Source organism: Corallococcus aberystwythensis (assembly GCF_003612165.1).
Taxonomy (GTDB): Bacteria; Myxococcota; Myxococcia; order Myxococcales; family Myxococcaceae; genus Corallococcus; species Corallococcus aberystwythensis.
The window spans coordinates 1-23383 of sequence record NZ_RAWK01000051.1 but is presented as its reverse complement, the minus strand read 5'-3'; the positions used below and the strand labels follow the sequence as shown (position 1 = coordinate 23383).

The window sequence follows — 23383 nt, the reverse complement described above, 5'->3', positions numbered from 1 at the left end:
GGGAAGTCACCTGGATTGCCGCCGGTCGGCTTCACCCTGGACGGCCCACCAGGCCCGCAGCGAAGCGGGGCAGGGCGCCAGGTTGTGACGCCCGGGAGCGCCCGCTATCCTGCCCGGCATGGCTGGAAGCCAGCACGCGACAGCGGGATTGGGGCCCGACGACATCGCCGAGCTGGAAGCCCTTGGCTCCGAGCCCGGCTATGACGCGTTCCTGCCCCCCGCGCGAGCCCTCGAAGGCGCCGTGGAGGAGTGCCGCTCCAACATCGCGCTGGCCTTCCACAACACGAAGCGCGGCGTGGACAGCGTGCTGGCCCATGAAGCGGAGGTCGCCACGCTCCCCGGCGTGAACGTGGCCGAGCTGCGAGACCTGCCGCTGCTCGCCCAGGGCTTGGCGTTCGCCGCGCTGCGCGTCCAGCGCGACATGCGGGCCAGCTCTTTCGGAAGTCTCTTCGAACGCGCCCAGCAGCTGCGCCGCAAGCTGCTGAAGACGGCGGAGGCGCTCGCGGAGGCCTCCTTCCTCACCGCCAGCGACGTCGCGTCCGCCCACGGCGAGGGCCACCGGGACGTGGTGGGGGACTGCCTGGGACTCGTGGCGCTGTTCCGCCAGTACGAGGCGAAACTCGCCGGCCGTTCGCCCGTCACGCCCGAGGACGTGAGCGAAGTGGAGCGCGTGGCGGAGCAGCTGCGCGCCCTGCTCGCGGACCCCAGTGAAGCCCGCGACGGCGCGAACTCGCCGCTGCTCTTCGAGGCCACGGAGACGCGCGACCGCTTCTGGACGCTGCTCACCCGGCGCCACGACGTCCTCTGGCGCTGCGGCGCGTGGCTCTTCGGCCGCGACGTGGACATGCACGTGCCGCCGCTCCAGGCCCGCCACCCGTTGGTGCGCGCCGTCGTGGCGCCCACGTCCATCGAACGCGCGAAGCAGCAGGGGCCCGCGAAGCGCGGGGCGACCCCCATCGACTACGCCCCGGACAGCAACGTGCGCTCCAAGGTCCGCTTCATGGTGAAGGTCGGCTTCGACTTTCCCTCCCGCTAGACACCCATGCCTTTCGACGTGAAGGACATCCTCCGGCAGCTGGAAGCCGGCTTCGCCCCGGAGTCCGGTGCCCCGAAGTGGTGGCAGGAGAGCTGGGAGGATCCGGACGGGTTCGCCGCCGCGCTCGCGGAGGCCCACGCGGGCCGGGGCGTGCCGCCGCCCAAGAGCCGCCCGGGCCAGCAGTACGACTTCTTCCACGACCTCATCGTCCGCCACGTCGCGCTGGAGCGCCCCGCGTTCCGCACGCACGCGCGCATCCAGGGCTGGCAGGCCCTGGGCTACCGCACCCTGCACGACCTGGCGTCACGCCGCGCCAGCGAATGGGCGGATCAGGGCGTGGAGCCGGGCATGAAGGTGTGCCTGGTCCACGGCGTGGGGCAGGAGCTGCTCGTGTCGCTGCTGGCCACGCTGAAGCTGGGCGGCTGCTTCACGCTGCTGCCGCCCATGGGCCCGCGCGCCATGGCCACCCGGCTCGCGGCCCTGAAGCCGGACTTCATCGCCGCGGAACCCCACCAGCTCCCGCTCCTCAAGGGCCACGAACAGCTGCTGCTCAAGAGCCAGGGCAGGGGAGCGCCGGGCTTCACGTCGCACACGTACAAGCCCACGGACGTGGTGGGGCTGCTCTTCTCGCCGCTGGTGGATCCTCCGCACACGCCCGTGCCCCTCACCGCGGAGAACGCGTGGAAGGGCGCCATCGGCGACGGGATGCTCACCTTCGGCCTGGGGCAGGGGGACCTGCTCGCGGCGCCGGACTTCCCGGTGCTCCAGCACCTGCCCGCGCTCCTCTTCGCCACGCTGCTGCGCGGCGCCACCTACCTGCACCTGGAGATGGCGGACCTGGCGCTCAACCCGGCCCCGTTGCTGGAGCACCCGCTGCGCGCCCTGGGTGTCACGCCGAAGCTGCGCGACGTGCTCCTGCGCCACCGTGCCTCCCTGCGCAACGTGCAGCACTGGTTCCGCAACCCGGAGGAGCCCTACGACGCCCAGGCCTGGCGCACGTGGGTGAAGCAGTGCGGCCTCCAGTCCGTGCCGTCCTCCAACATCCTCATCGACGCGTCCGCCGGTGGCGCGGTGCTGGTGTCGTCGCGCGGCGTGACGGAGGCGTCCACGGACGTGCACACGGACGTCTTCCCCGTCCCGGGCCGCGCGTGGACGCTGAAGGATCCGAACGAGAGCGGGCAGGGCGCTCCCTCGGACGTGGGCGTCCTCACGCTCCTGCCGGACAAGGACCGCCCGCCGGGCCACGTCCTGCTCGCGCGGATCCGCCAGCGCTACCACTACGCGGGCACGCAGGGCTTCCGGCACGACGGCCGCACCTACTCCGCGAAGGAGGTCACCGCCGCGCTGGAGGACCTGCCGTTCCTCGCGGGCACCAGCGTGGTGCCGGTGTCCACCGGCGGCCTCGCCAGCCACTCGCGCTTCATCCTCCTGGCCTTCACCGGGGCCACGCCTGCTCCCTCGTCCGGCGAGCAGGAGATCATCCGGCGGATCGAAATGCTCCTGGGCGGGGACTTCCTGCCCGACCGCATCGAGTTCTTTCCGCTCTTTCCCCACCGGGTGGAAGGCGCGGTCGACGACGCGTGGTGTGCCTCGCAGTTCTTCACCGGCGCGCTGCACCGCAAGGCGAAGGACCCGATGTTCCAGGCCCTCACCGCGCTTCGGGGACGACTGCTGGAAAGCGCTGCGACTTCGGGTGAAGATGTCCCGTCGCCATCGCGCTGAAAAAGGAGCGGCACATGGGTGTCCAGGTCGTGATGGGAGCGATGCTCCAATGCAGCTTCGGGGTGGCTCCCTCGTCGCTGATGGTGCTCCCCGTGAACAAGGTGCTGGCCACGACGCCCGCGGCGAACATCATGGACAGCAAGCCGTTCGTGAACGTGCTGCCCTTCGGCATGTGCAATTCCCTGGCGAACCCCATGGTGGCGGCGGCCACCGCGGCGGCCCTGGGCGTCCTCACCCCCATGCCCTGCATCCCCGCCACCGCGGCCCCCTGGGTGCCCGGGTGCCCCAAGGTGCTCATCGGCAACATGCCGGCCCTGGAGAGCAACTCCAAGTGCATGTGCAGCTACGGCGGCGTCATCCAGGTCGTCTCCCCCGGACAGACGGTGGCCATCGATGGGTAACCCGGCCCTGGTGGTGGAAGCCGCCGACTTCTCGCTGCTCGACGCGGAGTTCACCAGCGCCCCGGTGCCGCTGGATGAAACCGAGGGCCCGGATCCGCGCCTGGAGGCCATCACCGGCCTCGTCGCCAAGAGCGAATACGCGGACGCCGCCCGCGCCGCCGAGGGGCTCCTGCGCCAGGGCGTGCGCGACGTGCGGCTGGTGGGGCCCTACCTCTTCGGCCACTTCTTCGCGGACGGCATGAAGGCGCTGCCCGTCCTGTTCCGCTCCCTCAAGCGGACGCTGACGGAGAACTGGGACTTCTTCAGCCCGGCGGAGAAGAAGCTCGTCTTCGCGGACACCGGCCTGCGCTGGCTGCTGAAGATGATGGGCAAGCACCTGGAACACCACACGCGCCTCAAGGACGCGCAGTGGCAGGCCTGGTGCGCGCCCGGCAGCCGCGAGCCCATCGAGGAAGCCCTGGCCCTGGGCGACCCGCTCATCGCCGCCCTCGCCATCCTGCAGAAGCCCGCGTGCATGGACGCCATGCGCACGCTGCTCGGCGCGCTGCGCTCCCACGCCCAGGGCGTGCCCTTCCTGCCCCCGCCGGAGGAGCCCAAGCCCCTCGCCGCCGCACCCGATCCCGCCGCTCCGGATGACGACGAAGAGGAAGAGGACGACGACGAAGGGGAGGAGGAAGAGGAGGTCCGCCCCGCGCCCAGGAAGAAGGCCGCCCGCGCCCAGGCCCAGGACACCGGCCCCAGCGTCCCCATGTCGCCCGCGCTCGCGCAGCTGGTCCGCAAGCTGTCTGCCTTTGAAGCGCTGGTGGAGCGCGAGGACTACGGCAAGGCGAGTGTCATCGCCGTGGACGTGCTCGCCACCGTGGAGCGGTTCGACCCGCGCGTGTACCTGCCGCAGCTCTTCTCCGGCTTCTTCAACGGCCTGGCGCAGCACGCGGAAGCCATCGAGCCCATGCTGCACAACACGGAGACGCTGTCCTTCCGCGCCATGGATCAGCTCTACCGCGTGGACCTGGACGCGTTCCTCGTCGCCCAGCAGCGGCAGCCGCGCGGCGGCGGCGCGGACTTCGACGAATAGCCCCCATGGCACTGGAGCGAGAACAGCCGGGCCGCAAGCTCACCGTCGAGGAGCGCATCAGCGAGCGCATCCGCAGCTTCGACGTGCCGGCCCTCCTGGACCTGCTCGCCAAGGAAGGCTACGGCGAGGCGGAGGTGGAGTTCCGCAGCCACCGCAGCACCGTGCACCAGCCCCACCTGGTGCATGCCATCGAGTTCACCCGCCAGCCGCGCAAGCGCGTGGTCATCACCGTCAACCTGGGCCTGCTCAGCGTGCAGACGCCGCTGCCGTCCTTCCTCTTCCAGGCCATGGACCGCCTGGAGCAGGACACGATGGCGGACTTCCTGGGTTACTTCGACCACCTGCTGCTGCGGACGCGCTTCGCGGGCCAGTTCCCGGACCGCGACGAGTCCCTCCTGCCCGGCTGGGAGCACAACACCTCGCACCGGCTGCGCCTGTTGCGGCTCGCGTGCCCCAGCAGCCTGCACTGGCTCTTCGCCAAGGTGTTCCCCGAAGCAGAGGTGCTGGTGCGCCGCGAGACGCGCCGTCAGCGCATCGAAGCCAAGGGCATCCGCCTGGGCGCCGCGGCGCTCGGAGATGGCAGCGCGGTGGGCGGCTTCGCCACCGTCCCCACGGGCGGCGTGGAGGTGCGGCTGTTCCTCAACGAGCCGCACTCGGGCACCGGCATCCCCTGGGCCGTGGAGGCCCGCCGGCGCCTCAACACCCGCATCCTTCCGAGCCTCGCGGAGACACCGCTCGCGCTCACCGTCGTGCTGTGCCTGCGTGATCAGAGCAGCTTCGCGCGGCTCCAGGACGGCAGCCATCTGGGTTACGAGCCCCTGGTAGGCGGCCCGGAACAGACCCAGGAGGTCCTCCTGTTCACGGGGGACACCGCACAATTGCGATCATCGGAACCCCGCTAAACCTGTCATGTCGGCTGGTTGACGGGATTTCCTGATCGCGCCTAGGCTGTAAATGTTCACTCGGCAGCGCGTACTCCCGGGGCGGCTCCAGTAGTACGGGGGGAATCAAACGCACTGCGATTGTCAGGGAGTCACCGTGGCCATTCAGGACCAGTTGCCCAAATCCCGCATCACCCTCACGTACCGCACCACCATCAACGGCGAGCAGGAGACGGTGAACCTGCCGCTGCGCCTCCTGGTGATGGGCGACTACTCCTTGGGCACCTCCGAGGACCGCAAGACGGACCTGGAGACGCGCAAGCTGCGCTCCGTGGACGGCCGCAACCTGGATGAGTTGATGAAGGACATGAAGATGTCCGCCAACTTCCAGGTCGCCAACCGCATCAACCCGGACGTGGAGGAGGAGCTGAACGTCACGCTCCCCATCGACCGGATGAAGTCCTTCCACCCGGATGAGATCGTCAAGCACGTGCCGAAGCTCAAGGCGCTGCTGCTCCTGAAGACGCTCCTCGTGGAGATGCAGTCGAACATCGACAACCGCAAGGACCTGCGGCGCGAACTCTACGAGCTGTTCTCCAAGCCGGACGCGCTCAAGGAGCTGCTCAACGAGCTCAAGGGCTACGAGACCATGCGCCTGCCCTCCGGTGAGGCCGCGAAGACGGACGCCCCCGCCGCCGCCGCCGCTGGCAAGCCTGCCACGGGTGCCGCCGCCGCCACGGCCGCGGTCGCCGCCACCGTCGCAGCGGGTGCCAAGCCCCCCGCGGCCTCCTGATCCGCCTTCCCAACCCTTTCGACTCTTAAAAGGACTCCGCCATGGCTGAGACCACCTACCTGAAGCGCCTGTTCACCAGCGTCCGGCTCGATCCGCCCCAGGAATCGGCGCCGATGATCACCACCAACTTCGCGCCCGCCGCGGACGAGCAGCAGGTCACCCTGGAGAGCCGCTTCCTCTCCAGCGTCGCCGCGCTCCTGCAGAACGTGGCCCCCGTGGAGGGCCCGGACAACACCGCCCGCTTCGACAAGGGCCAGGTGCTGGACGTCATCAGCCGCATCGATCGCATGATCGACGCGCAGATGAACGAGATCCTCCACAACGACACCTTCCAGAAGCTGGAGTCCACGTGGCGCGGCCTGGACGACCTGGTCAGCCACACCAACTTCAAGGCCAACATCGCCATCGACATCCTGGACGTCGCCAAGGATGAGCTGGCGGAGGACTTCGAGAACAACTCCAGCAACATCTTCGCCGGAGCGCTGTTCGACAAGGTCTACATCCAGGAGTACGACCAGTACGGCGGCCGTCCCTTTGGCGCCATCGTGGGCCTGTACGACTTCTCCTCCACGCCCGCGGACCTGACCTGGCTGCAGCGCATGGCCAAGGTGTCCAACGCCGCGCACGCGCCGTTCATCTCCGCCGTGAACCACAAGTTCTTCGGCTGCGAGACCATCGAGGAGATGGAGGCCATCAAGAACCTGGAGGGCGTGCTGGCCCACCCGCGGTTCGGCCGCTGGAACGCGTTCCGCGACACGGAGGAGGCCGCGTACGTGGGCCTGACCTTCCCGCGCTACGTGCTGCGCCTGCCCTGGCACCCGGACAAGAACCCCTGCGACGTCCTCAACTTCACCGAGACGGCGCGCGGCGACTCCGACAAGTACCTCTGGGGCAACTCCGCCATCCTGCTCGCGCGCAACATGGTGAAGGCGTTCGAGATCTCCGGCTGGTGCCAGTCCATCCGCGGCCCCAAGGGCGGCGGTCTCATCTCCGGCCTGCCCGTGGACACCTTCTCCCTGCGCGGCCAGGAGGAGATCAAGGCCCCGGTGGAGATCGCCATCCCGGACTACCGCGAGTACGAGTTCGCGCGCAGCGGCTTCATCCCGCTCGTGTACCGGAAGGGCTCCAGCGACGCGACGTTCTTCAGCACCCAGTCCGCCAAGGTCGCCAAGACGTTCAAGGACCCCAAGGACTCGGAGAACTCGCAGCTCGTCACCAACCTGGCCTACACGTTCTCCATCACGCGGCTGGCGCACTACGTGAAGTGCATCATGCGCGACAACATCGGCAACACGGCGGACGCGCCCTACATCCAGCGCCAGCTGGACTCGTGGCTGTCCAACTACGTCACGACCGTGGCCAACCCGGACGACCTCACCGTGCGCCGCTTCCCGTTCAAGGCGAGCAGCGTGGTGGTGTACCCGCGCCCCGGTGAGATCGGCTGGTACGACTGCAAGCTGGCCGTGCTCCCGCACATCCAGTTCGAAGGCCTCAACGTGGAGCTGATGCTCGAGTCGCGGCTCGGTTAGGCCGCATCCCAACTTGGGGCAGGTGAGAGCCTGTCCCGCTTACCCTGGAGTGAACGATGCCCCAGTTTTCGCGCAACCTGGATGTGTATCAGGGCTTCAACTTCAAGAAGGACAAGCAGAACCCCGTGGGCTACATCACCGCCATCACCATTGGCGGCGAGGCGCTGGCGCCGGATCAGGAGACCATCAAGGATCCTGAGAACCCGGACGCGCCCATCGCGGACAAGGTCGTCGCGGTGCTCAACCACTACCTGTGGGAGACGGGCGTGACGGACGCCATGTACTTCTCCGGCCAGGTGTCGGTGGCGAACAAGCAGAAGATCGCGGAGATGCTGCTGGGCAACTTCAGCAACATTGAAGTCAACTTCAAGTACGTCATCTACGAGTACGACCCCATCGGGAAGAAGTACTTCAAGTCCAACTTCCTCGACGCGGAGATGAAGGGCCTGCTCGAGAAGAACGGCGACGACCTGAACATGTCCGTCGCGGACAACGAGTCCCGTGAGGTCCAGTCGCCCAAGAACTTCACGTTCCAGATTGGCATCAAGCCGCAGGCGGCCGAGCAGTCGCTGAACCTGGCCACCTCGTCGACGAAGAAGATCGCGAAGAAGTGGGGCATCACCGAGGCGGCCGCCAAGTAGCTTTTGGCGCGGTCCGAGCCTAAACCGGGCCGGGAGCAGGACTCGCTCCCGGCCTGGCTTTTTTTGGCGGGTGGAAGGAAAGAACGGCGCATGCAGCGGTACAAGCTCGCACGGGTCCGCTGGCACGTTGGCCAGACGCTGCTTCCGGAGCATTTCGTCGCGCAGGAGGACGCGCTGGACGCGGAGATCCGCCTCCATGCCACCCTGTCCGGCCTGCCGTCCTACGGCGTCGCGAACATGGCCTGGAACGAGTCGCTCTTGCAGAGCGGCAGCCTGTCCATCTCCGCGCTCACCGTCGTCACCAAGTCCGGGGACCTGCTGGATGTCCCGGGCAACGCCGTCATCGCGCCGCTGTCGCTGGAAGCCGTCGGCAAGACGGAGTTCATCGTCTACCTGCACGTCTTGAAGGAGACCGTCAGCGCGGAGGGCATCCGCCTGTACGCGGATGATCCGCCGGTGCTCCAGCGCGTGCTGCACAAGCTGCAGCTGTCCACGGAGCCGGTGCTGGACGGCACCGTCGCGTCCCTGGGGCTGGCCGCCGTGTCCCAGGACGAGGACGGCGCGTGGCACACGTCCTCGGACTGGGTGCCCGCGCTCCTGCTGGTGGGGCCCAACCCCTTCCTGGAGAAGCTGCTCACCACGCTGGACGACCTGTTGGACCAGGTGCGCCAGCAGCTGCTCACGAACATCTCCGACACGTACCTGCGCACGGACCGGCTCACCAACGCGCGCCGGGCCCTGTTCGAAGTGCAGCGGCTGATCGCGCTGCGCCGGGACATGTTCCGGCAGGTGTACGTGCACCCGTACCACCTGTTCGACGCGCTTCGCCGGCTGTACTTCGAGGCGTGCTGCTACCTGGAGATGCTCCCGGACGAGCAGATGCCGGTGTACCAGCACGAAGGGCTGAACGAGTCCCTGGGCGGGTGGATCCGCCTGCTCCAGCGCAGCTTCCAGCCAGAGGCCACGCGCTCCACGCACAAGGCCTTCCAGGCGAAGGAAGGGCAGTTCCAGATGACGCCGCTGCCGCCGGAGATCCGCTCCGCCAGCGAGGCGTACCTCCTGGTGCAGCGCACCCAGCCCGGGGAGCGCACGCCGCTGGACGGGGTGAAGCTGGCCAGCCCCACGCGGCTGCCGCTGGTGCGCCGCCAGGCGCTCAAGGGCGTGCCGTTCAAGCACGTGCCGTATCCGTCGTTCCCGCACGCGCTGGGGCCGGAGATTGACTGGTACCTCCTGAGCCAGGGCGAGGAGTGGCAGCACGCGCTTCGTGAGGACGGCCTGGCCTTCTACGTGACGCCCGCGCTGCGGGGCGCCCAGACGTCGCTGTTCTGGCGGAGGAGCTAGACGCCATGGCGCGCGCACCGTTCCTGGACAAGTTCGCGGCCCGCGCGCAGCGCCCCAACGTGCGCGACAGCCTGGAGCACGTGATGCGCAACATCGAAGCCGTGCTCAACACGAAGAAGGGCTACGGCTTCTTCATGCACGACTTCGGGCTGGGCGGGTACACGGAGAAGCTGGGCACGCGCGAGCTGGTGGAGGCGCTCACCGCCGAAATCCAGCAGGAGATCACCCAGCACGAGCCCCGGCTGACGGAGCCGGAGGTGAAGCTGCGCGGCCGTGACAGCGCGCTCTGGCTGTACTTCGACTGCAAGGGCACGTTCGACGAACAGCCGTGCCACCTGACGCTGATGTTCCATTCCACCACCGGCCGGGTGCGCGTGCAGGCGGAGGACACCTGATGGCCTTCGCGGACCGCCTGGACCTGGGCCTGACGCTCACCATCGGCGGGACGGCGCACGCCATCGCCTCGTCGGACGTGCTCGCGTTCGAACTGGACCTGCACGGCTGGGGGCACGAGGGCAGGGTGGAGTTCCGCGTCCTCGACGAGACGGCGCACGGCGGCCAGAAGCAGGACAAGCTGCTGGCGGACTTCCTCAAGCCGGACCTGGTGGAGGTGGCGCTGGAGTTGAAGGCCGTGCACTCCGACACGGCGACGAAGCCCACCTTCACGTCGCTGAAGGTGAAGGGGCTGGGGCTGGACAAGACCCTCACGGAGGAGACCGTCGCCCAGGCCAAGGGCGCGGGCATCACCTACCGGCACTACACCGTGCGCTTCGTGGACCCCGCGCGGCTGCTCTGGTCGCAGCACTACCCCTGCGTGCTCTACACGCAGAAGACGCTCCAGGACGTGCTGGACGCGCACAAGGGCGACAAGATTGCCCTGGCCAACGACTGGGCCGCGCAGCTGGACAAGACGCTGCCGCTCATCTTCCTGGGCCTGTCCCCGGAGTCCGGCGCCAGCTTCTACGACTGGGCCGTCTGGTTCACGCACACGCGCAACGGCGTGCTGGCGTACGACTACACGGCGCAGGGCTACCAGTTCCGCGCGACGAAGGACGCCACCGGGACGCCCATCACGCTGCGCGCGGCGGACGTGGACCGCGTGTCGGTGGTGTTCCCGGAGGTGGCCCGCCACGACGTGGCCATCCTCAACGCCGCCGCGGAGAGCCCCAAGAACCAGGCCATCACCAACGCCCAGGCCGTCACCGGCATCCGCCAGGACGTGCTGCTGCGCACGGACATCGCGGACGACGTGCAGGCCCGCGTGACGCTGGAGACGGCGCGCCTCAAGGTGCGCGGCCAGGAGGTGGAGCTGGACTGGAACCGCTTCCCGGCGGTGGCCGTCGCCCCGAACGCGCTGGTGAAGCTGCCGGACACGGCCGGGTGGATGGCGGCGGGCGTGCCGTCCAAGGAGACCTTCCGGGTGCGCCGCATGAGCCTGCGCGCGGAGCCGCTGCCCGTGGAGAGCGTCGAAGGGGAGCTGGCCGGGGAAGGGCAGGGGGAAGAAGCCCCGCGGCGCCCCAAGCCGGAGAGCCGCTTCCTCATCACCCTCACCACGCGGCTGGAGAAGAAGGACGAGAAGCACGTGGACCTGCCGGCCTTCACCACGCCGGTGTACCCGCGCTTCGTGGAGGGGCTCATCGTCAGCGAGGTGGGCGAGAAGAAGGACGAGACCTGGCAGGCGTACACGGACAGCGCCACCTCGCTGGACAGCTACAAGGTGAAGCTGCCGCTCTTCGCGAACCAGATCGTCCAGGTGCCCTTCAACGCGAGCCTCCAGCCGGGGCACTTCTACTTCCCGGCCTACAAGGGCGCCCGGGTGCTGGTGGCGCTGGACTTCCTGCGCGCGTGGCTCAAGCGCCACCTGGACTGGCGGGCGGGCGCGCGGCTGCCCTCGGACGGGCAGGGCGTGCACCTGCTCGTCGGCAAGACCACGACGAGCGGCACGTCCATGCGGCACTTCTACGAGGACAACAAGCCGCTTTGGCGCCTGCAGCGCACGAACGAGAGCGACACGGAGAAGGTCGAGCTCAAGGAAGGCAACCTGCTCATCCTGGTGAAGGAAGAGTCCGCCTGAGGCGGGAGGGACGATGGGAGCTTCAGGACCGGGAGCGGCGGGAACGCTGGTCTGCAAGATCGAACTGGACAAGAAGGGCGGCATCACCGTCCAGGTCGAAAACGGGGATGATCAGATCACCCAGACCATCGTGATGGACGGCACCAGCATCACCATCACCGTGAAGGGCCAGCAGGAGACGAGCACCATCGTGCAGAAGCAGGACAGCATCGTCGTCACCGTGAAGGACCTCACCTTCGACACCGACACCATCACGATGAAGTCCAAGGGCGTCTCCCAGTGGACCAGCCAGGACACGCTCACGGTGGAGAGCACCAAGGACATGACGCTCAAGACGAGCGCCAAGCTCACGCAGACGGCCACCAGCGACGCGAAGCTGTCCTCCAGCGCCAACGTGAACATCGAAGCCACGTCCAAGCTGGCCATGAAGGGCAACATGGGCGCGGAGATGGTGACGTCCGGCGGCGAGGCCAAGGTGGACGGCGTGACGCTGAAGCTCGCCGGCAAGTCGCAGGCGGAGATGTCCGCCGCGATGACCAAGGTGTCCGGCACCGGCAAGCTGGACCTGGAGAGCTCCGGCATGGCGAACCTGAAGGGCTCCATCACCAGCGTGGGCGGCACGCTGGTGAAGCTGGGCTGAAACAACACATGGCAACAACAGACGTACGGCGGGAGAGCGGGCGGTGAAGGATTTCAGCGAGAAGATCTACCTGGACTTCCTGTCGGAGCTGGACGGGCTGGAGCGCTTCCGGACGCGCTTCCAGGAGCGGCACCCGGCGGCCCCGTTGGACCGCGAGGACCCGGACGTGCGCCGCCTCATCGAGGCGATGGCGTTCTTCTCCGTGCAGACGCGGCACGCCACGCTGCACAACCTGCGCTCCACCTGGCGCCGGCTGTTCGCGGGCTTCTTCGACTTCCTCCTGGAGCCCGTGCCCGCCGCCGCCATGGCGCAGGCCGTGCCCACGGAGAAGATGGTGGAGCCGGTGCTCCTCACCCGGGGCACGGAATTGCGCCTGACGCCCGCGGAAGGGGTGGCGGGCTCCTTCCGCCTCCAGCGCGACCTGCGCGTGCTGCCCATCTTCCTCAAGGGCACGGACGTGGTGCCGCAGGTGAGAAGCGGCCACCGGCTCATCATGCGCTTCGAGTCCCGCTTCGCGCGCAAGGACGCCATCGACGTGCTCAGCCTGCACGTGCGCCACCTGGACGACTACCGCTCGTCGCTGGCGGTGTTCCACGCGCTGCGCAAGCACATCAAGCAGGTGAGCGTCGTCTACGACGAACAGGCGGATGAGCACTCCGTGGGCAGCCCCTGCGAGGTGTCCTTCAACCGCGACCCGCCCGCGCCGGACGACGGCGGCCTGTACGCGCACCCGTTCCAGCGCCTGCGCGCGTTCTTCCAGTTCCCGGAGCAGCAGCTCTTCGTGCACGTGAAGGTGCCGCCGCCGCGCGGCAGCTCCTGGATGCGCTTCTGCCTCTGCCTGGACCTGGACAAGGACTGGAACGTGGGCCGGTCCCTGCACCCGGACTTCTTCCAGCTCTTCACCGTGCCGGTGATGAACCTCAAGGCGGAGCCCGCGCAGGTGGTGGTGGCGGACGGCACGAGAGCGGAGCACCCCATCCTCAGCATGAGCGCGGGGCGCGAGTTCAGCCTGCACTCGGTGACGGGCGTCTTCGAGATGACCAAGGCGGGCCTGTCCCCGCTGCGGCCCGCGTTCCTGCCCGGCAAGGGCCCCAGCTACGAGGTGGACGAGACCTTCGACGAGAAGCTCACGTCCCGGCACAGCCTCATCGTGCGCATGCCGGAGGCGTTCACCGCGCCGCGCAAGATTGTGTTGGAGGCGCTGTGGCACCAGCCGCAGTTCTCCGCGCAGGCTGCGGGCAAGGTGGAGGTGTCCGTGCCGGGCCGCCACATCGAGGGCCTGAAGTGGCAGACCGTGGGCAGCCTCCAGCCCCACCGCGACAGCGTGCTACGGGATGATGTCGAGGCGTTGACCCAATTCCTCGCATGGAAGGCGAAGCCCACGCTGGGCCGGGATGAAGTGGTCGCCCTGCTGGGTCACCTGGGGACCCCCGCGGAGAGCCCGTTCCGCCGCGTCCTTCCGTGGCTCAAGGAGTTGAAGTTCAGTGTGGTGCCCGACAGCGCGCTCAAGGGTTCGGGGATCCGCCACGCATACGAAGCCGTGATGGAGCCCTTCGACCAAAGCTTCGAGCCTGTCGTCATCTGCTTTCTTGAGCAGTTGAGGGACCTGCTTGATGCTTGGAACAACGAGGCGACCGTTGAGCTCAAGGCCTCGGTGGCTGGGCTGGGGCCGCTACAGCTTCCAACATAGTCAAACACACGCATGAAACTGGAGCATTGGAATGCACTCCTGGCCGCGCAGCGTCGCGTGCGCCAGCTCCTCGACCGGGCCCTGCCCGCCGAGTCCGCCCCCGGTGCGCGCCGTCCCCAGAGCAGGGTGGGGCAGGAGGCGCTGGTGCACCTGGAGCAGGCGCTGCTCCTGGAGCTGGAGCGCCTGCGCGCGGCGTTCGGCGCGGACCTGCGCCCGGACGAGGTGGAGGATCTGATCCGTCCCTTCGTCTTCTTCCTGGATGAATGGGTGCTCCGCCGGCTGTCGGACGCGGAGCAACATCTCTGGCCGCTCCTGCAGCAGAACCTGTTCAACGTCGACTCGGGCGGAGACCTCTTCTACGACTTCGTGGAAGAGAAGTTGCGCCGCAATGACACCCCCACCATCGTCTTCGAGATGATCCGCTTCTGCCTGGCCGCGGGCTTCACCGGCCGCCTCGTGGGTCAGCCGGAGCGCATCCGCGATCTGACGACGCGCATCTCCGAGCGCATCCCCCAGCCGCTGGCGCTCGCGCCCCCCGCGCCGGTGCCGCAGCCAGCGGTGCCCGCCGTCTACGACTTCCCGGTGCACTACTACGCCGTGACGGCCGCCATCGTCCTGGGGCTGCCCGTCTTCCTGTGGTGGGTCTCCAATTGAGGCCCTTCCCGACACGCGACGGAGGCCCTCCCGTTCCGGCCCCCAGGCCTCCGCCCAAGGCGCTCGCGCTGCTGGATGCGCTGGAGCAGCAGGTGGGCGCGGAGCTGGGGACGCTGAAGGAGGGCGTGCAGCCGCTGCTGGACTCCGTGCGTGAGGGGCTGGTGGCGTTGGATCCGCCCGGGGACGGGATGCTGCCGTCGCCCCCGGAGCAGGAGAAGCTGCGCGCGAAGCTCACCTCCACGCTGGAGGAGGCGGAGGACGTGCTGGAAGCGCTCCAGCTCGCCGTGAAGCCTGCCGGAAGGAGCGGCGGCTGACCGTGGGCGCGATCCAGTCCATCCTGGCGGCACTGAAGGCCCACTGGGTGCTCGTGTTGGGCATCGTGGTGGTGCTCGCGGCCATTGGCGTGGGCTTGACGCTCTGGTGGCGCAAGCGGCAACAGCGCGGCCCGGCCCTGGCGGGCGAGCAGAAGCCGCTGGCGTCCGGACAGCTGCTGGCCATCCGCAAGCAGTTCCTGTCGAAGCTGCCGTGGCGCTTCCGCGCGTCCGTGCGGGACTTCCCCACGCTGGTGGTGCTGGGCCCCGCGGGCAGCGGCAAGTCGGACCTCATCGAGGCGGAGGTGGACTGGGAGCGCCAGAAGCGCCAGTTCATGCCCAGCTTCACGGACGACCCGCTCCTCAAGATCTTCCTGGGGCCGGAGGTCGTGGTGCAGGAGCTGGCCGCGCCCGTGCTGGAGGACGACTCGCACCACGCGCGGCGCGCGCTGCGCCGGCTGTGGAAGGCGACGTTCGGGCGCAAGCACGTGGGCCGGGCCGTCATCGTCCTGAAGGTGAGCTGGCTGCTGGAGACCTCGCCGGACGAGGTGAAGCGCGTCACCCAGCTCTTGCGCGGCAAGGTGAACCTCCTGTCGGAGGTGTGCCAGGCGCCCGTGGAGACGCGGCTGGTCCTCACGCACATGGACACGCTGGACGGCTACGCGGACTTCGCGCAGCTCTTGCGCAAGAACGGCATGCCCCTGGAGCTGGTGGTGCCGCCGGCCGGCAGGGAAGGGGAGCTGGCGAACGCGCTCCAGCCCCTGGAGAAGTACCTGGCGCTGGGGCTCACGTCGCTGTCGCCGGACGCATTCGAGCGGCTGGCGTCCTTCTACTCGCGCGGCGGCGAGGCGTTCGCGGTGCTGGGGCGCTTCGTGGCCACGATGGTGGAGGGCGGCTCGCTGGCGTTCCCGCTGAACCTCCAGCGCGTGTACCTGTCGTCAAAGGGGACCGACGTCCAGCCGACCGGGGCGCTGGCGGTGCGGGCGGATCAACCGGTGGAGCGGCTGATCCAGGACTACCGGTGGACGCACCTGCGCCGGTGCGCGGCCATCCTCGCGGTGGGGTGCCTGCCGGTGCTGCTGGCGTACGCGCACTTCTACCGGCTGCTCCTGCGCGCGCAGGACAAGCTGGACGCGTTCCAGGTGACGGTGCAGCGGCTGGAGGATCGCAACCAGAGCGTGTCCGGCTCCGTGGTGGAGTCCCAGACGAACGAAGCGGTGCGGGCCATGGAGGACCTCTGGGGTGCCACGCGCTACTGGCCGCCCCTGGCCCACAGCTTCACCGACGAGTGGGCCGAGCTGCGCGCCCGGCTCGCGCGCAGCATCCGGATGTCCTACCTGAAGCCGATGCTGGAGAAGTGCCAGGACCAGTGCCGGCGCTGCGCCAGCGAGATTCCCGGCTGCCAGCCCGCGCCCGCGTTCGCCAGCCGCGGCACGCGCGCCACGCCGCTGACGCCATCGCGGTCCATGGACGACGGCTGCCACCTGGAGACGCTGTGCCGGCCGGAGCAGGTGCTCTACACGCTGGGCGTGCTGTACAGCTCGAGCAACGAGGACCTGGGCCGGTTCGTGCTGCGCAGCGTGCACGGGACGCACAAGAAGCAGCTGGGCTGGACGGCGGAGGCCTTCGGGCTGAGCCTTGCCAGCACGGACCAGGAGCACAACTGGCTGGAGGCGATGGGCCTGGCCGAGCCGATGGTCGCCAACTACGTCATCGCCAGCGACAAGCCCTTCGACGAGAACGTCCCCTGGACGCGCTGGCCCTTCGCCTACCTGACCATGGACGGCCTGCTGGGCCCGTGGCGCGACCACTTCACGCAGCTGCAGGACGTGCTGGCCGCCAAGGAGCTGGACCTGGCCCGGTGGCGCGCGCTCGGGGATGATCGCGAGCGGCTGCGCGCCTCGCTGGCGGAGTCCGCGCCGTACAGCTCCGCCCGGAAGGTGATGGACCTCATCAACGCGTCGGACGCGGAGCCGGACGCAGGCCAGCTCAAGGGCGTGGGCAGCCTGCTGGACTCGCTGGACTGGCTGCGCCAGAACCGCCAGACGCTGGAGGCCATCCTGCGCATGGAGGACGAAGCGGACGCCGCCCTGCGCGCCGCCGCCCGCATGACGCCCGCGGAGCTGCTCACCCGCGCGGACGGCCTCTTCGCCCCCAGCGACGGTGACGCGCGCTACTCCGTGGACGTGCTCCGGCGCGACTACGAGTTCCGCCCCATGGACGTGTCGCGGCAGCTGCTGGACAAGGTGCTGCGCACGCTGAAGGAGACGGGCCGCTCGCCGTTCGACGGCAACGCGCTCAACCCGCGCACGGGAGAGACGACGTCCGAGGTCGCCTCCGAGGGAGCGGGGGACGACGAGACGGAGTTCACCAGCGGGCAGGCCCCGGTGGTGGGCCGCGTGCTGGGCAAGGCCGCCTTCGACGCGCAGCTGAGCCCGCTGGTGGACGAGTTCACCGAGCGGCTGGCCAAGTCCAGCCTGTCGCGCGAGGAGGCCGTGGAGCGCGCCACCTTCGTGCAGGGCAAGGTGCAGACGTTCGCGAAGCGCTACGGCCAGGACCTCTACGCGACCTACCGGGGCTACCGCTTCCGCACCACGCCCCGGGGCTCGCTGGCCAGCGACCTGTCCGTGCTGTTGCAGCCATCGTCCCCGCTGGAGGCCATGCTGCGCGACGTGGCGGTCCGTGCGGGCGTGGGTCCGCTGGAGAGCGAGTACTACGCGCCGATGCGCGACGCGGTGGCGCCCTTCAAGCCGGTGGTGCAGCTGATGACGGCGGACAAGGCCGGCGCGCTCACGGAGCTGGCGGCCTACACCACGCTGGTGTCGCAGCTGCAGCAGGAGCTGTCCGGCGTGAAGCCCGCTTCCGCGAAGCCCGCCGCGCCCAAGGACCCGGCGGCTCCCGCTGGCGCCCCGGTGGCTTCCGCGGGCTCGCAGCTGGCGGAGCTGCTGTCGCCGGTGGGGCGGGTGGCGCTGAGCATGCTGCTGGAGGAGGAGGACTCGTACCTGCGCCGGGTGGACGCGTGGCTGGATCAGCACGGCCTGGTGGGCGAGTTCCGGCTGCCGTTCCGCCAGCCCTTCGTCATCGTGCGCAACCGGGGCCGCGCGGAGCTGGAGCGCGTCATCGCGGAGCAGTGGACCTACCAGGCCCGCCGCACGCTGGATCCCCTCATCAAGCGCTACCCGTTCAACCCCAGCGCGTCGCAGGAAGTGGACCCGGTGGAGCTGGAGGTGCTGCGCCGCAAGGACGGAGCCTTCTGGCAGTACGTCACCCAGGTGCTGGCGCCGGTGGTGGAGGAGCGCGGGACGGACTGGTCGCTGCGCTACCCGCTGAAGTCGCGGCTGCTCCTGCCCCCGCGCATGCTCACCGCGCTGGGCCAGCTGGGCCGCCTGTCGAAGCTCCTGTGGGATGACGAGGGCAAGGCCCGGCCCATCGCGATGCAGGTGCGCCCGCTGCCGCTGCCGACGGCGCCCACGCCGGACAGCTTCGTGACGCTGTCGTACCTGAAGTGCGGCGGGGCGGCGTCGTTCGGGTTCAACCAGCGGCCGGCGTGGGGTGAGTTCCCGCTGAGCTGGTGGAGCCCGCAGCCGTCGTCCATCGGCGTGGAGCTGCGCTCGCCGTCGCGGGATGGGAAGCGCTACCGCTCCATGGAGATGTCCGAGTCGTCATGGAACTGCTTCCGCCTGCTGGAGTCCGCGACGCTGACGGACCAGTCGAACGTGGTGTGGGTGCTGCCGGGGCGCGGGCTGGCGGCGAACGAGAAGGTGCTGGAGATCAGCTTCGGGTTGCGCGGCGAGCCTTGGGCGCCATTCCGTGGGGTGGTGCCATGAAGGGCAGGGGCGTGAGGCTGGCGGCGGGGCTGGTGACGGCGGTGGTGGTGGGCAGCTGCGCGGCGCCCAGCCTGACGGTGAACGTCAAGGCGCCGGCGGGCACCAACCAGGGCCGGCCGCTGTACATGCTCATCCGCACCGTGTCGAAGACGTCGATGACGGAGGGCTACGCGGACGTCGCGGCCAAGGTCATCAGCCCGGACGAGTCCGTGTTGCAGACGGTGGTCATCTACCCGAGCCGCACGAAGCAGGTGAAGATTCCCCTGCCGCCGGAGCAGGCCGTGGCGGTGAGCTTCCTCTTCACCACGCCCAACGGCGCGTGGCAGGCGCTGCTGGACGTGCCGGTGCCCAAGACGGTGGACATCGAGCTGCAGGAGAGCCGCATCCGCACGGACCTGCCCAAGGGCGTCCCCGCGCAGGAGTCCGCGCCCGCCGCGCCCGAAGCCCCCAAGGCCCCGGCCGCGCCCAAGGCTCCCGAGCCCAAGATGTCCCTGGCCTCTCCCAACTAGGAGCGGCGGGGACAGCTCAGGAAGCGAGCGCGTCCAGCTTCGGGCCCAGCGCGTTCAGCGCGGAGGTCACCCGGCCATTCGCCGCCGTCACCGGCTTCGCGAAGGCGCCGCCCTGGAGCTGGGCGCCAATGGCGTCGAGAGGGGAGAGGAGCTGCGGCTTCTGCCCCGTCGCCTGCGTGGAGACGGAGTCCACCTGCGTCTGGGCGCCAGACTTCAGGCCCTCCGCGCGCTGCTTGAAGGCCGCGAGTGCCCCATCCACCTGGGAGGTGAGCGACGTCTCCGCGCTCTTACGGGTCTGCTCCAGTGACGCCAGCCCGCCCGTCACGGACGTGTTCGTGGTGCCCAGCTGCGAGTCCAGCCGGCCCTTGGCGGACGTCACCTGTCCCTCCGCCGAGTCCCGCGCCGACTGCATGGCCTGCACCGCCGCGTCGATGCCGGAGCCCACCTGGGCGTCCAGGGCCTCCAGGCGTTGGGGCACCTGCGTGTCCAGCGGCGTCACCCGCGCGGCCACCTGCTGCTTCATGGCTTCAATCTGCTGAACGCCCTGGTCCTTCACGGTGCCGATCTGCGTGACGGCCGCGGCGATGAGCTGCGTCACCTGCGCGCTGGCCTGCTCGATGCCCTGGAGGATGGAGTCGGTCAGCGTGCCCATCTGCGTCACGGCCTGCGTCGTGGCCGTGTCGATCTGCGTCTGCGCCTGGGTCTGCACCGTCTCCACCTGCGAGACGATGGTCTTCTGCACCGTCTGGAGCTGCGTGCCCACCTGGGACGAAATCGTGCCCAGCTGCGTGGTGATCTGCCCCACCACCTGCGTGATGCCCTGCACGGCCGGGGTCACCAGCGGCTTGGGCAGGTCCGCGGCGGGGATGGCGTCCAGGAGGCCCATGGCGCGCTCCAGCAGCGACTCCAGCGAACCGACGATCTGCTGGAAGAGGGTCTGGAGCTGCTCCAGCTTCTGGGGCAGCACCTCGAACAGGGCCATCACCTGTTGCTTGAGGGCGCTGACCGTCGCCACCAGTGTGTCCAGCGTGGTGAAGGCCGCGTCCAGCGTCGCCTTCAGCGGCGCCTTGAGGGTCTCCACCGCCGTGAGCGCGCCCTGCACCAGGCTGTCGATGGTGCCGCTCACCGTGGTGATGGCGGTCTCCACCTGCTTCTGCACCTGGTCGATGAGCTTCTCCACCGCCGTGAGCTGCGCCGTGACGCTGGCCACCTGGCCGCCAATCGTCTTGCCCAGCGTGTCCAGCGCCCCGTCCGCCTGCGTCTTGCCCGCTGTGAGAGACGGCGCCACCTGGGTGTCCAGCGGATCCACGATGCCGGCCGCCGCCGCCGCCGCGGCCATCAGCTGATCCACCAGCGTCTTGCGCTGCGCCTCCAGCGTGGACTGCTGCTGCTGGTGGGTGTCCTTCGTCGTCTTGCCCGCGTTGACGATCTCCTGGTGCAGCGCGGCCAGCGCGCTCACGGGATCCTTCACCGCGCTGTCCAGCGTGGAGGTGAGCTGCGTGCTCTTGCCCGTCGCCGCGTCACGCGAGGTGGCCAGCCGCACCAGCACCGCCGCCAGCGCCGCCGCGATCGTCGAACCCACGCCCGTGAGGTCCTGCGTGAGCTGCGAGCGCGTCTGGTCGATCAGCGCGTAGCCCTGCGTGCGGCGGGCCTCCGTCTCCTGCGGGGAGCCCTTGCGCTTCGCGAGCTTCGCGTCGAAGGACTTCTTGTCCGCGTCGCACTTCTGGGTCACCTGCTGCTGGAGCGCGGTGAGCTGTCCCTGCGATGACTCGGCGGACGACTTCGCTTGTCCCTCCAGCCCCTGGCTCTTCGCCGTCGCCTCCTGGCCCAGCGACTCCGCCTGCGTGCGCGCCGTCGTGCTGGAGGCGGTCAGCGTCTGCTGGTGGCCCTGCACCTCCGTGGCCAGCGCATCGAAGCGAGGGGAGGGGTCCGCGAGCGTCACGTTCGCCGCGTTCACCTGCGTGAGCAGCGCCCCCAGCGTCGCGCTGATGGAGGGGCGCAGCGCGGCGACCTGCTCCACGACGCCCTGGGCCAGCGCTTCCACCTCGCCCTTCGCTGTGGACAGGCGCGGCGTGATGCCGGAGCCGAAGCCCTCCACGGTCGCCTTGTGCTTCGCCACGGCAGCGCGCAAGTCGTTCATTTCAACCCCGCGAGCGCGGCCTTGGCTTCCGCGGCAGCGCCGCCAAGCGCGCCCGTCTGCCCATCCATGCCGTTGAGTGCGCCGGTCAGCTTCGCGCGGGACTCGGCGGCCTTGCCCTTCACCTGGGCCTCCGCGGCGGCCAGGGCCGCGCCCGTCTCCTCCGTCGCCGCGTTCAGCTTCGCGTTCACCGCCGCCGTGGATTCCTTGTAGGCGGCCGTCGCGTCGCTCACCGCGCCGTCCACGCCCGCCGTGAGGTCGCCCTTCGCCGTCTCCACCTGCGGCGTCACGTCATACGTGGGCGTGGTGGTGGCGCCGCCGGGGTTCTCCTTCGTCTGGATGAGGAGGTGGCCCTCGGAGAGGCGGATGATCTCCGTGTCATTGGAGTTCACGCGGCCCAGGTTCCACACCGGCTTGTTGTCCTGGAAGTCGTGCGTCAGCGCCGTCTGGTTCGCGCCGTTCTTGCCGAAGAGGAGCTGATCGCCCTGGCTGTCCTGGGGCATGCGCACGCCCTCGCCCCAGTCCAGGAAGCGGTGCAGCGCCGCGTGGTCGAAGTGCAGCGCCACCAGCGCCCGCTCGTTCTTGTACGGCGGGAAGTAGAACGTCCCCGGGAAGTGGCCGGGCTCCGCCGGCACGCTCACCGTCTTGTTCCACAGGGGAATCGTCACCCGGTAGTTCGTCACGGACGTCTTCTGATCATCCACCTGGAGGTAGATGCGGTCCGAGGCCTCGCCGCCGGGGCTGTGCACCTTGCCCTCGACGTAGATGGGGTAGCGGGGCGGCCGGTACGCGGGCAGCTCCGGCACCGGATCCGACTTCTGCTCCAGCAGCACGGACAGGGTGACGGAGTAGCCCTCCATCGCGTCCTGCTGTCCGTCGTGCGGGCCGTCGTGGAGCCCCACGCCGTCGAAGGCCAGCTCCGCCACGCGCATGTCCTCGCCCAGGCCCGTGAGGTCCGGGCTCCACCGTCCTCCGTCCAGCTTGATGAGCGAACCCGGGTGCAGCGCGATGGGCGGCACGTCGAGGAATGACAGCCGCAGGCGCCGCTTGCGCACGCGCAGCCGCTCCTTCTCCAGCGACTGACGCTGCTCCGCCTCCGCCGCGATGGGCGTGCGCACCAGCACGTCGTGCTGGATGCCCGCCACCGCCTGGGACTGCGCCAGCGCCACCGTGGTCGCCCTGGCCCCGAAGCCGTTGAGCACCCGCGCCGAGTGGCGGATGACGGGCGGCATCTCCACGTCCACCCGCGCCACGTGCTTGCCGCTGAGCCCGGTGACGGTGCCCACCGCCGGCTTCTTCGCGGAGAAGGTGTACGTGTCCTTGGGGCTGTCGTACGTGAGCACGCCGCCGCGCGTGTCCACGTACCAGAGGACGAAGTCGTAGAAGCTGGCGGCCTCGTGGTCGTCGCCGATGCCCAGGCACACCATCGCGTGCTTCGCTTCCAGCGCGTCCCAGTCGTAGGTGAGCAGCAGGCCGCCGGGCTTGTGCGCGTCCAGCAGCTCCGACAGCTTCTTCGCCGTGTGCAGCTCCACCGGGCGGTGCTGCTTCCAGAGCACCCGCGCGGGGTCCTCGAAGGTCAGCGTGTACTGGCGGAAGGCCACCGCCACGTTGTCCTTGTTGCCGTGCGCGGCGCCGGAGAGGCGCTTCTCCGTGACGATGCCCTGCACCACCAGCGGCGAGGGCGGCGGGTCGAAGACGCCGGACAGCGCCAGCCGCACCCGCACCAGGTCCGGCTTGCTGAACGCGGTGAACAGCGCCGCGTCCGCCTTCTCCAGCGACGTCCAGAACGTCAGCTCGCAGCGAAAGCCGGTGGGCGTCATCCGCAGGGAGAAGTCCCGCACCTGGCCGCCAGGAATGGGGAAGGCCTGTTCGCCCGCGGTGACGGTCAGCTCCAGCTTCAGCTTGTCGGAGAAGGGGAGCGCCATGCCGTGTTCACCGGGCCTTCGCCTGGACCTCTTCGCGGGTCAGCGCGCCCCGGGCCTCCAGCGCGTCCATCATCGCGCGCATCACGCGCGCCTGCTGCGCCACCATGCGCTCCAGGTCCGCCACCTGCTGCGTGAGCGCCTCCACCTTCGACGCCAGCTCCGCGTCGCGCACCACGGGCGGCGGGGTAGGGGTGCGC

19 protein-coding genes and 1 pseudogene are annotated in these 23383 nt (G+C 69.4%); 17 read left to right on the top strand and 3 right to left on the bottom strand.

The window, feature by feature from the left end:
- Positions 1–118: 118 nt before the first annotated feature.
- The 17 genes from D7W81_RS10750 to D7W81_RS10670 all read left to right on the top strand — a co-directional run bounded on the left by D7W81_RS10750 (position 119) and on the right by D7W81_RS10670 (position 19124).
- The gene (locus tag D7W81_RS10750; RefSeq protein ID WP_147445428.1) at positions 119–1036 is read left to right on the top strand and encodes a hypothetical protein; all 918 of its coding nucleotides are present in this window, start codon (positions 119–121) and stop codon (positions 1034–1036) included.
- 6 nt (positions 1037–1042) lie between these two features.
- The gene (locus D7W81_RS10745) at positions 1043–2758 is read left to right on the top strand and encodes a long-chain fatty acid--CoA ligase (RefSeq protein WP_120555253.1); all 1716 of its coding nucleotides are present in this window, start codon (positions 1043–1045) and stop codon (positions 2756–2758) included.
- A gap of 14 nt (positions 2759–2772) precedes the next feature.
- Entirely contained in the window at positions 2773–3159 is a 387-nt protein-coding gene (locus tag D7W81_RS10740) for a DUF4280 domain-containing protein (protein WP_120555252.1), read from the top strand.
- Positions 3152–4234, top strand: a complete 1083-nt coding sequence (locus D7W81_RS10735; RefSeq protein WP_147445427.1) for a type VI secretion system protein IglI family protein — start codon at positions 3152–3154, stop codon at positions 4232–4234. The genes D7W81_RS10740 and D7W81_RS10735 overlap by 8 nt, the downstream gene beginning before the upstream one ends.
- Before the next feature lie 5 nt (positions 4235–4239).
- A complete protein-coding gene (locus D7W81_RS10730; RefSeq protein ID WP_120555250.1) occupies positions 4240–5136 on the top strand; it encodes a type VI secretion system baseplate subunit TssG in 897 nt (298 codons plus the stop codon).
- Positions 5137–5272: 136 nt separating this feature from the next.
- Positions 5273–5908, top strand: a complete 636-nt coding sequence (gene tssB / locus D7W81_RS10725) for a type VI secretion system contractile sheath small subunit (protein ID WP_120555249.1) — start codon at positions 5273–5275, stop codon at positions 5906–5908.
- 41 nt (positions 5909–5949) lie between these two features.
- Positions 5950–7437 carry a type VI secretion system contractile sheath large subunit gene (gene tssC, locus D7W81_RS10720; protein ID WP_120555248.1) on the top strand — a complete coding sequence of 496 codons (1488 nt, stop codon included), beginning with the start codon at positions 5950–5952 and terminating at the stop codon, positions 7435–7437.
- Between the two features lie 56 nt (positions 7438–7493).
- The gene (locus D7W81_RS10715) at positions 7494–8078 is read left to right on the top strand and encodes a hypothetical protein (RefSeq protein WP_120555247.1); all 585 of its coding nucleotides are present in this window, start codon (positions 7494–7496) and stop codon (positions 8076–8078) included.
- A gap of 90 nt (positions 8079–8168) precedes the next feature.
- The gene (gene tssK / locus D7W81_RS10710) at positions 8169–9419 is read left to right on the top strand and encodes a type VI secretion system baseplate subunit TssK (protein ID WP_120555246.1); all 1251 of its coding nucleotides are present in this window, start codon (positions 8169–8171) and stop codon (positions 9417–9419) included.
- A 5-nt stretch (positions 9420–9424) separates the two neighbouring features.
- Positions 9425–9814 carry a GPW/gp25 family protein gene (locus D7W81_RS10705; protein WP_120555245.1) on the top strand — a complete coding sequence of 130 codons (390 nt, stop codon included), beginning with the start codon at positions 9425–9427 and terminating at the stop codon, positions 9812–9814.
- On the top strand, positions 9814–11493 hold the full coding sequence (locus tag D7W81_RS10700; RefSeq protein ID WP_120555244.1) for a hypothetical protein: 1680 nt from the start codon (positions 9814–9816) through the stop codon (positions 11491–11493). Before D7W81_RS10705 ends, D7W81_RS10700 begins: the two co-directional genes overlap by 1 nt.
- 13 nt (positions 11494–11506) lie before the next feature.
- Positions 11507–12133: a hypothetical protein gene (locus tag D7W81_RS10695; protein WP_120555243.1), complete on the top strand. Its 627-nt coding sequence runs from the start codon at positions 11507–11509 to the stop codon at positions 12131–12133.
- Between the two features lie 43 nt (positions 12134–12176).
- A complete protein-coding gene (locus tag D7W81_RS10690) occupies positions 12177–13823 on the top strand; it encodes a type VI secretion system baseplate subunit TssF (RefSeq protein ID WP_120555242.1) in 1647 nt (548 codons plus the stop codon).
- 12 nt (positions 13824–13835) lie between these two features.
- Complete coding sequence (locus tag D7W81_RS10685) at positions 13836–14477, top strand: DotU family type IV/VI secretion system protein (protein ID WP_120555241.1); 642 nt, start codon at positions 13836–13838, stop codon at positions 14475–14477.
- On the top strand, positions 14474–14791 hold the full coding sequence (locus tag D7W81_RS10680; protein WP_244227122.1) for a hypothetical protein: 318 nt from the start codon (positions 14474–14476) through the stop codon (positions 14789–14791). Before D7W81_RS10685 ends, D7W81_RS10680 begins: the two co-directional genes overlap by 4 nt.
- 2 nt (positions 14792–14793) lie before the next feature.
- On the top strand, positions 14794–18615 hold the full coding sequence (locus tag D7W81_RS10675; RefSeq protein WP_120555240.1) for a type VI secretion IcmF C-terminal domain-containing protein: 3822 nt from the start codon (positions 14794–14796) through the stop codon (positions 18613–18615).
- A complete protein-coding gene (locus D7W81_RS10670) occupies positions 18612–19124 on the top strand; it encodes a hypothetical protein (RefSeq protein WP_120555271.1) in 513 nt (170 codons plus the stop codon). Before D7W81_RS10675 ends, D7W81_RS10670 begins: the two co-directional genes overlap by 4 nt.
- Positions 19125–19140: 16 nt before the next feature.
- Here D7W81_RS10670 and D7W81_RS10665 read toward each other — a convergent pair whose 3' ends face one another.
- The 3 genes and pseudogenes from D7W81_RS10665 to D7W81_RS10655 form a co-directional block, all read right to left on the bottom strand.
- Positions 19141–21264 (bottom strand): phage tail family protein, encoded by a 2124-nt coding sequence (locus tag D7W81_RS10665; RefSeq protein ID WP_120555239.1) that lies wholly within the window; start codon positions 21262–21264, stop codon positions 19141–19143.
- Complete coding sequence (locus tag D7W81_RS10660; protein ID WP_120555238.1) at positions 21261–23186, bottom strand: hypothetical protein; 1926 nt, start codon at positions 23184–23186, stop codon at positions 21261–21263. Before D7W81_RS10660 ends, D7W81_RS10665 begins: the two co-directional genes overlap by 4 nt.
- 7 nt (positions 23187–23193) lie before the next feature.
- Positions 23194–23383, bottom strand: a pseudogene (locus tag D7W81_RS10655) (hypothetical protein); the annotation flags it as partial.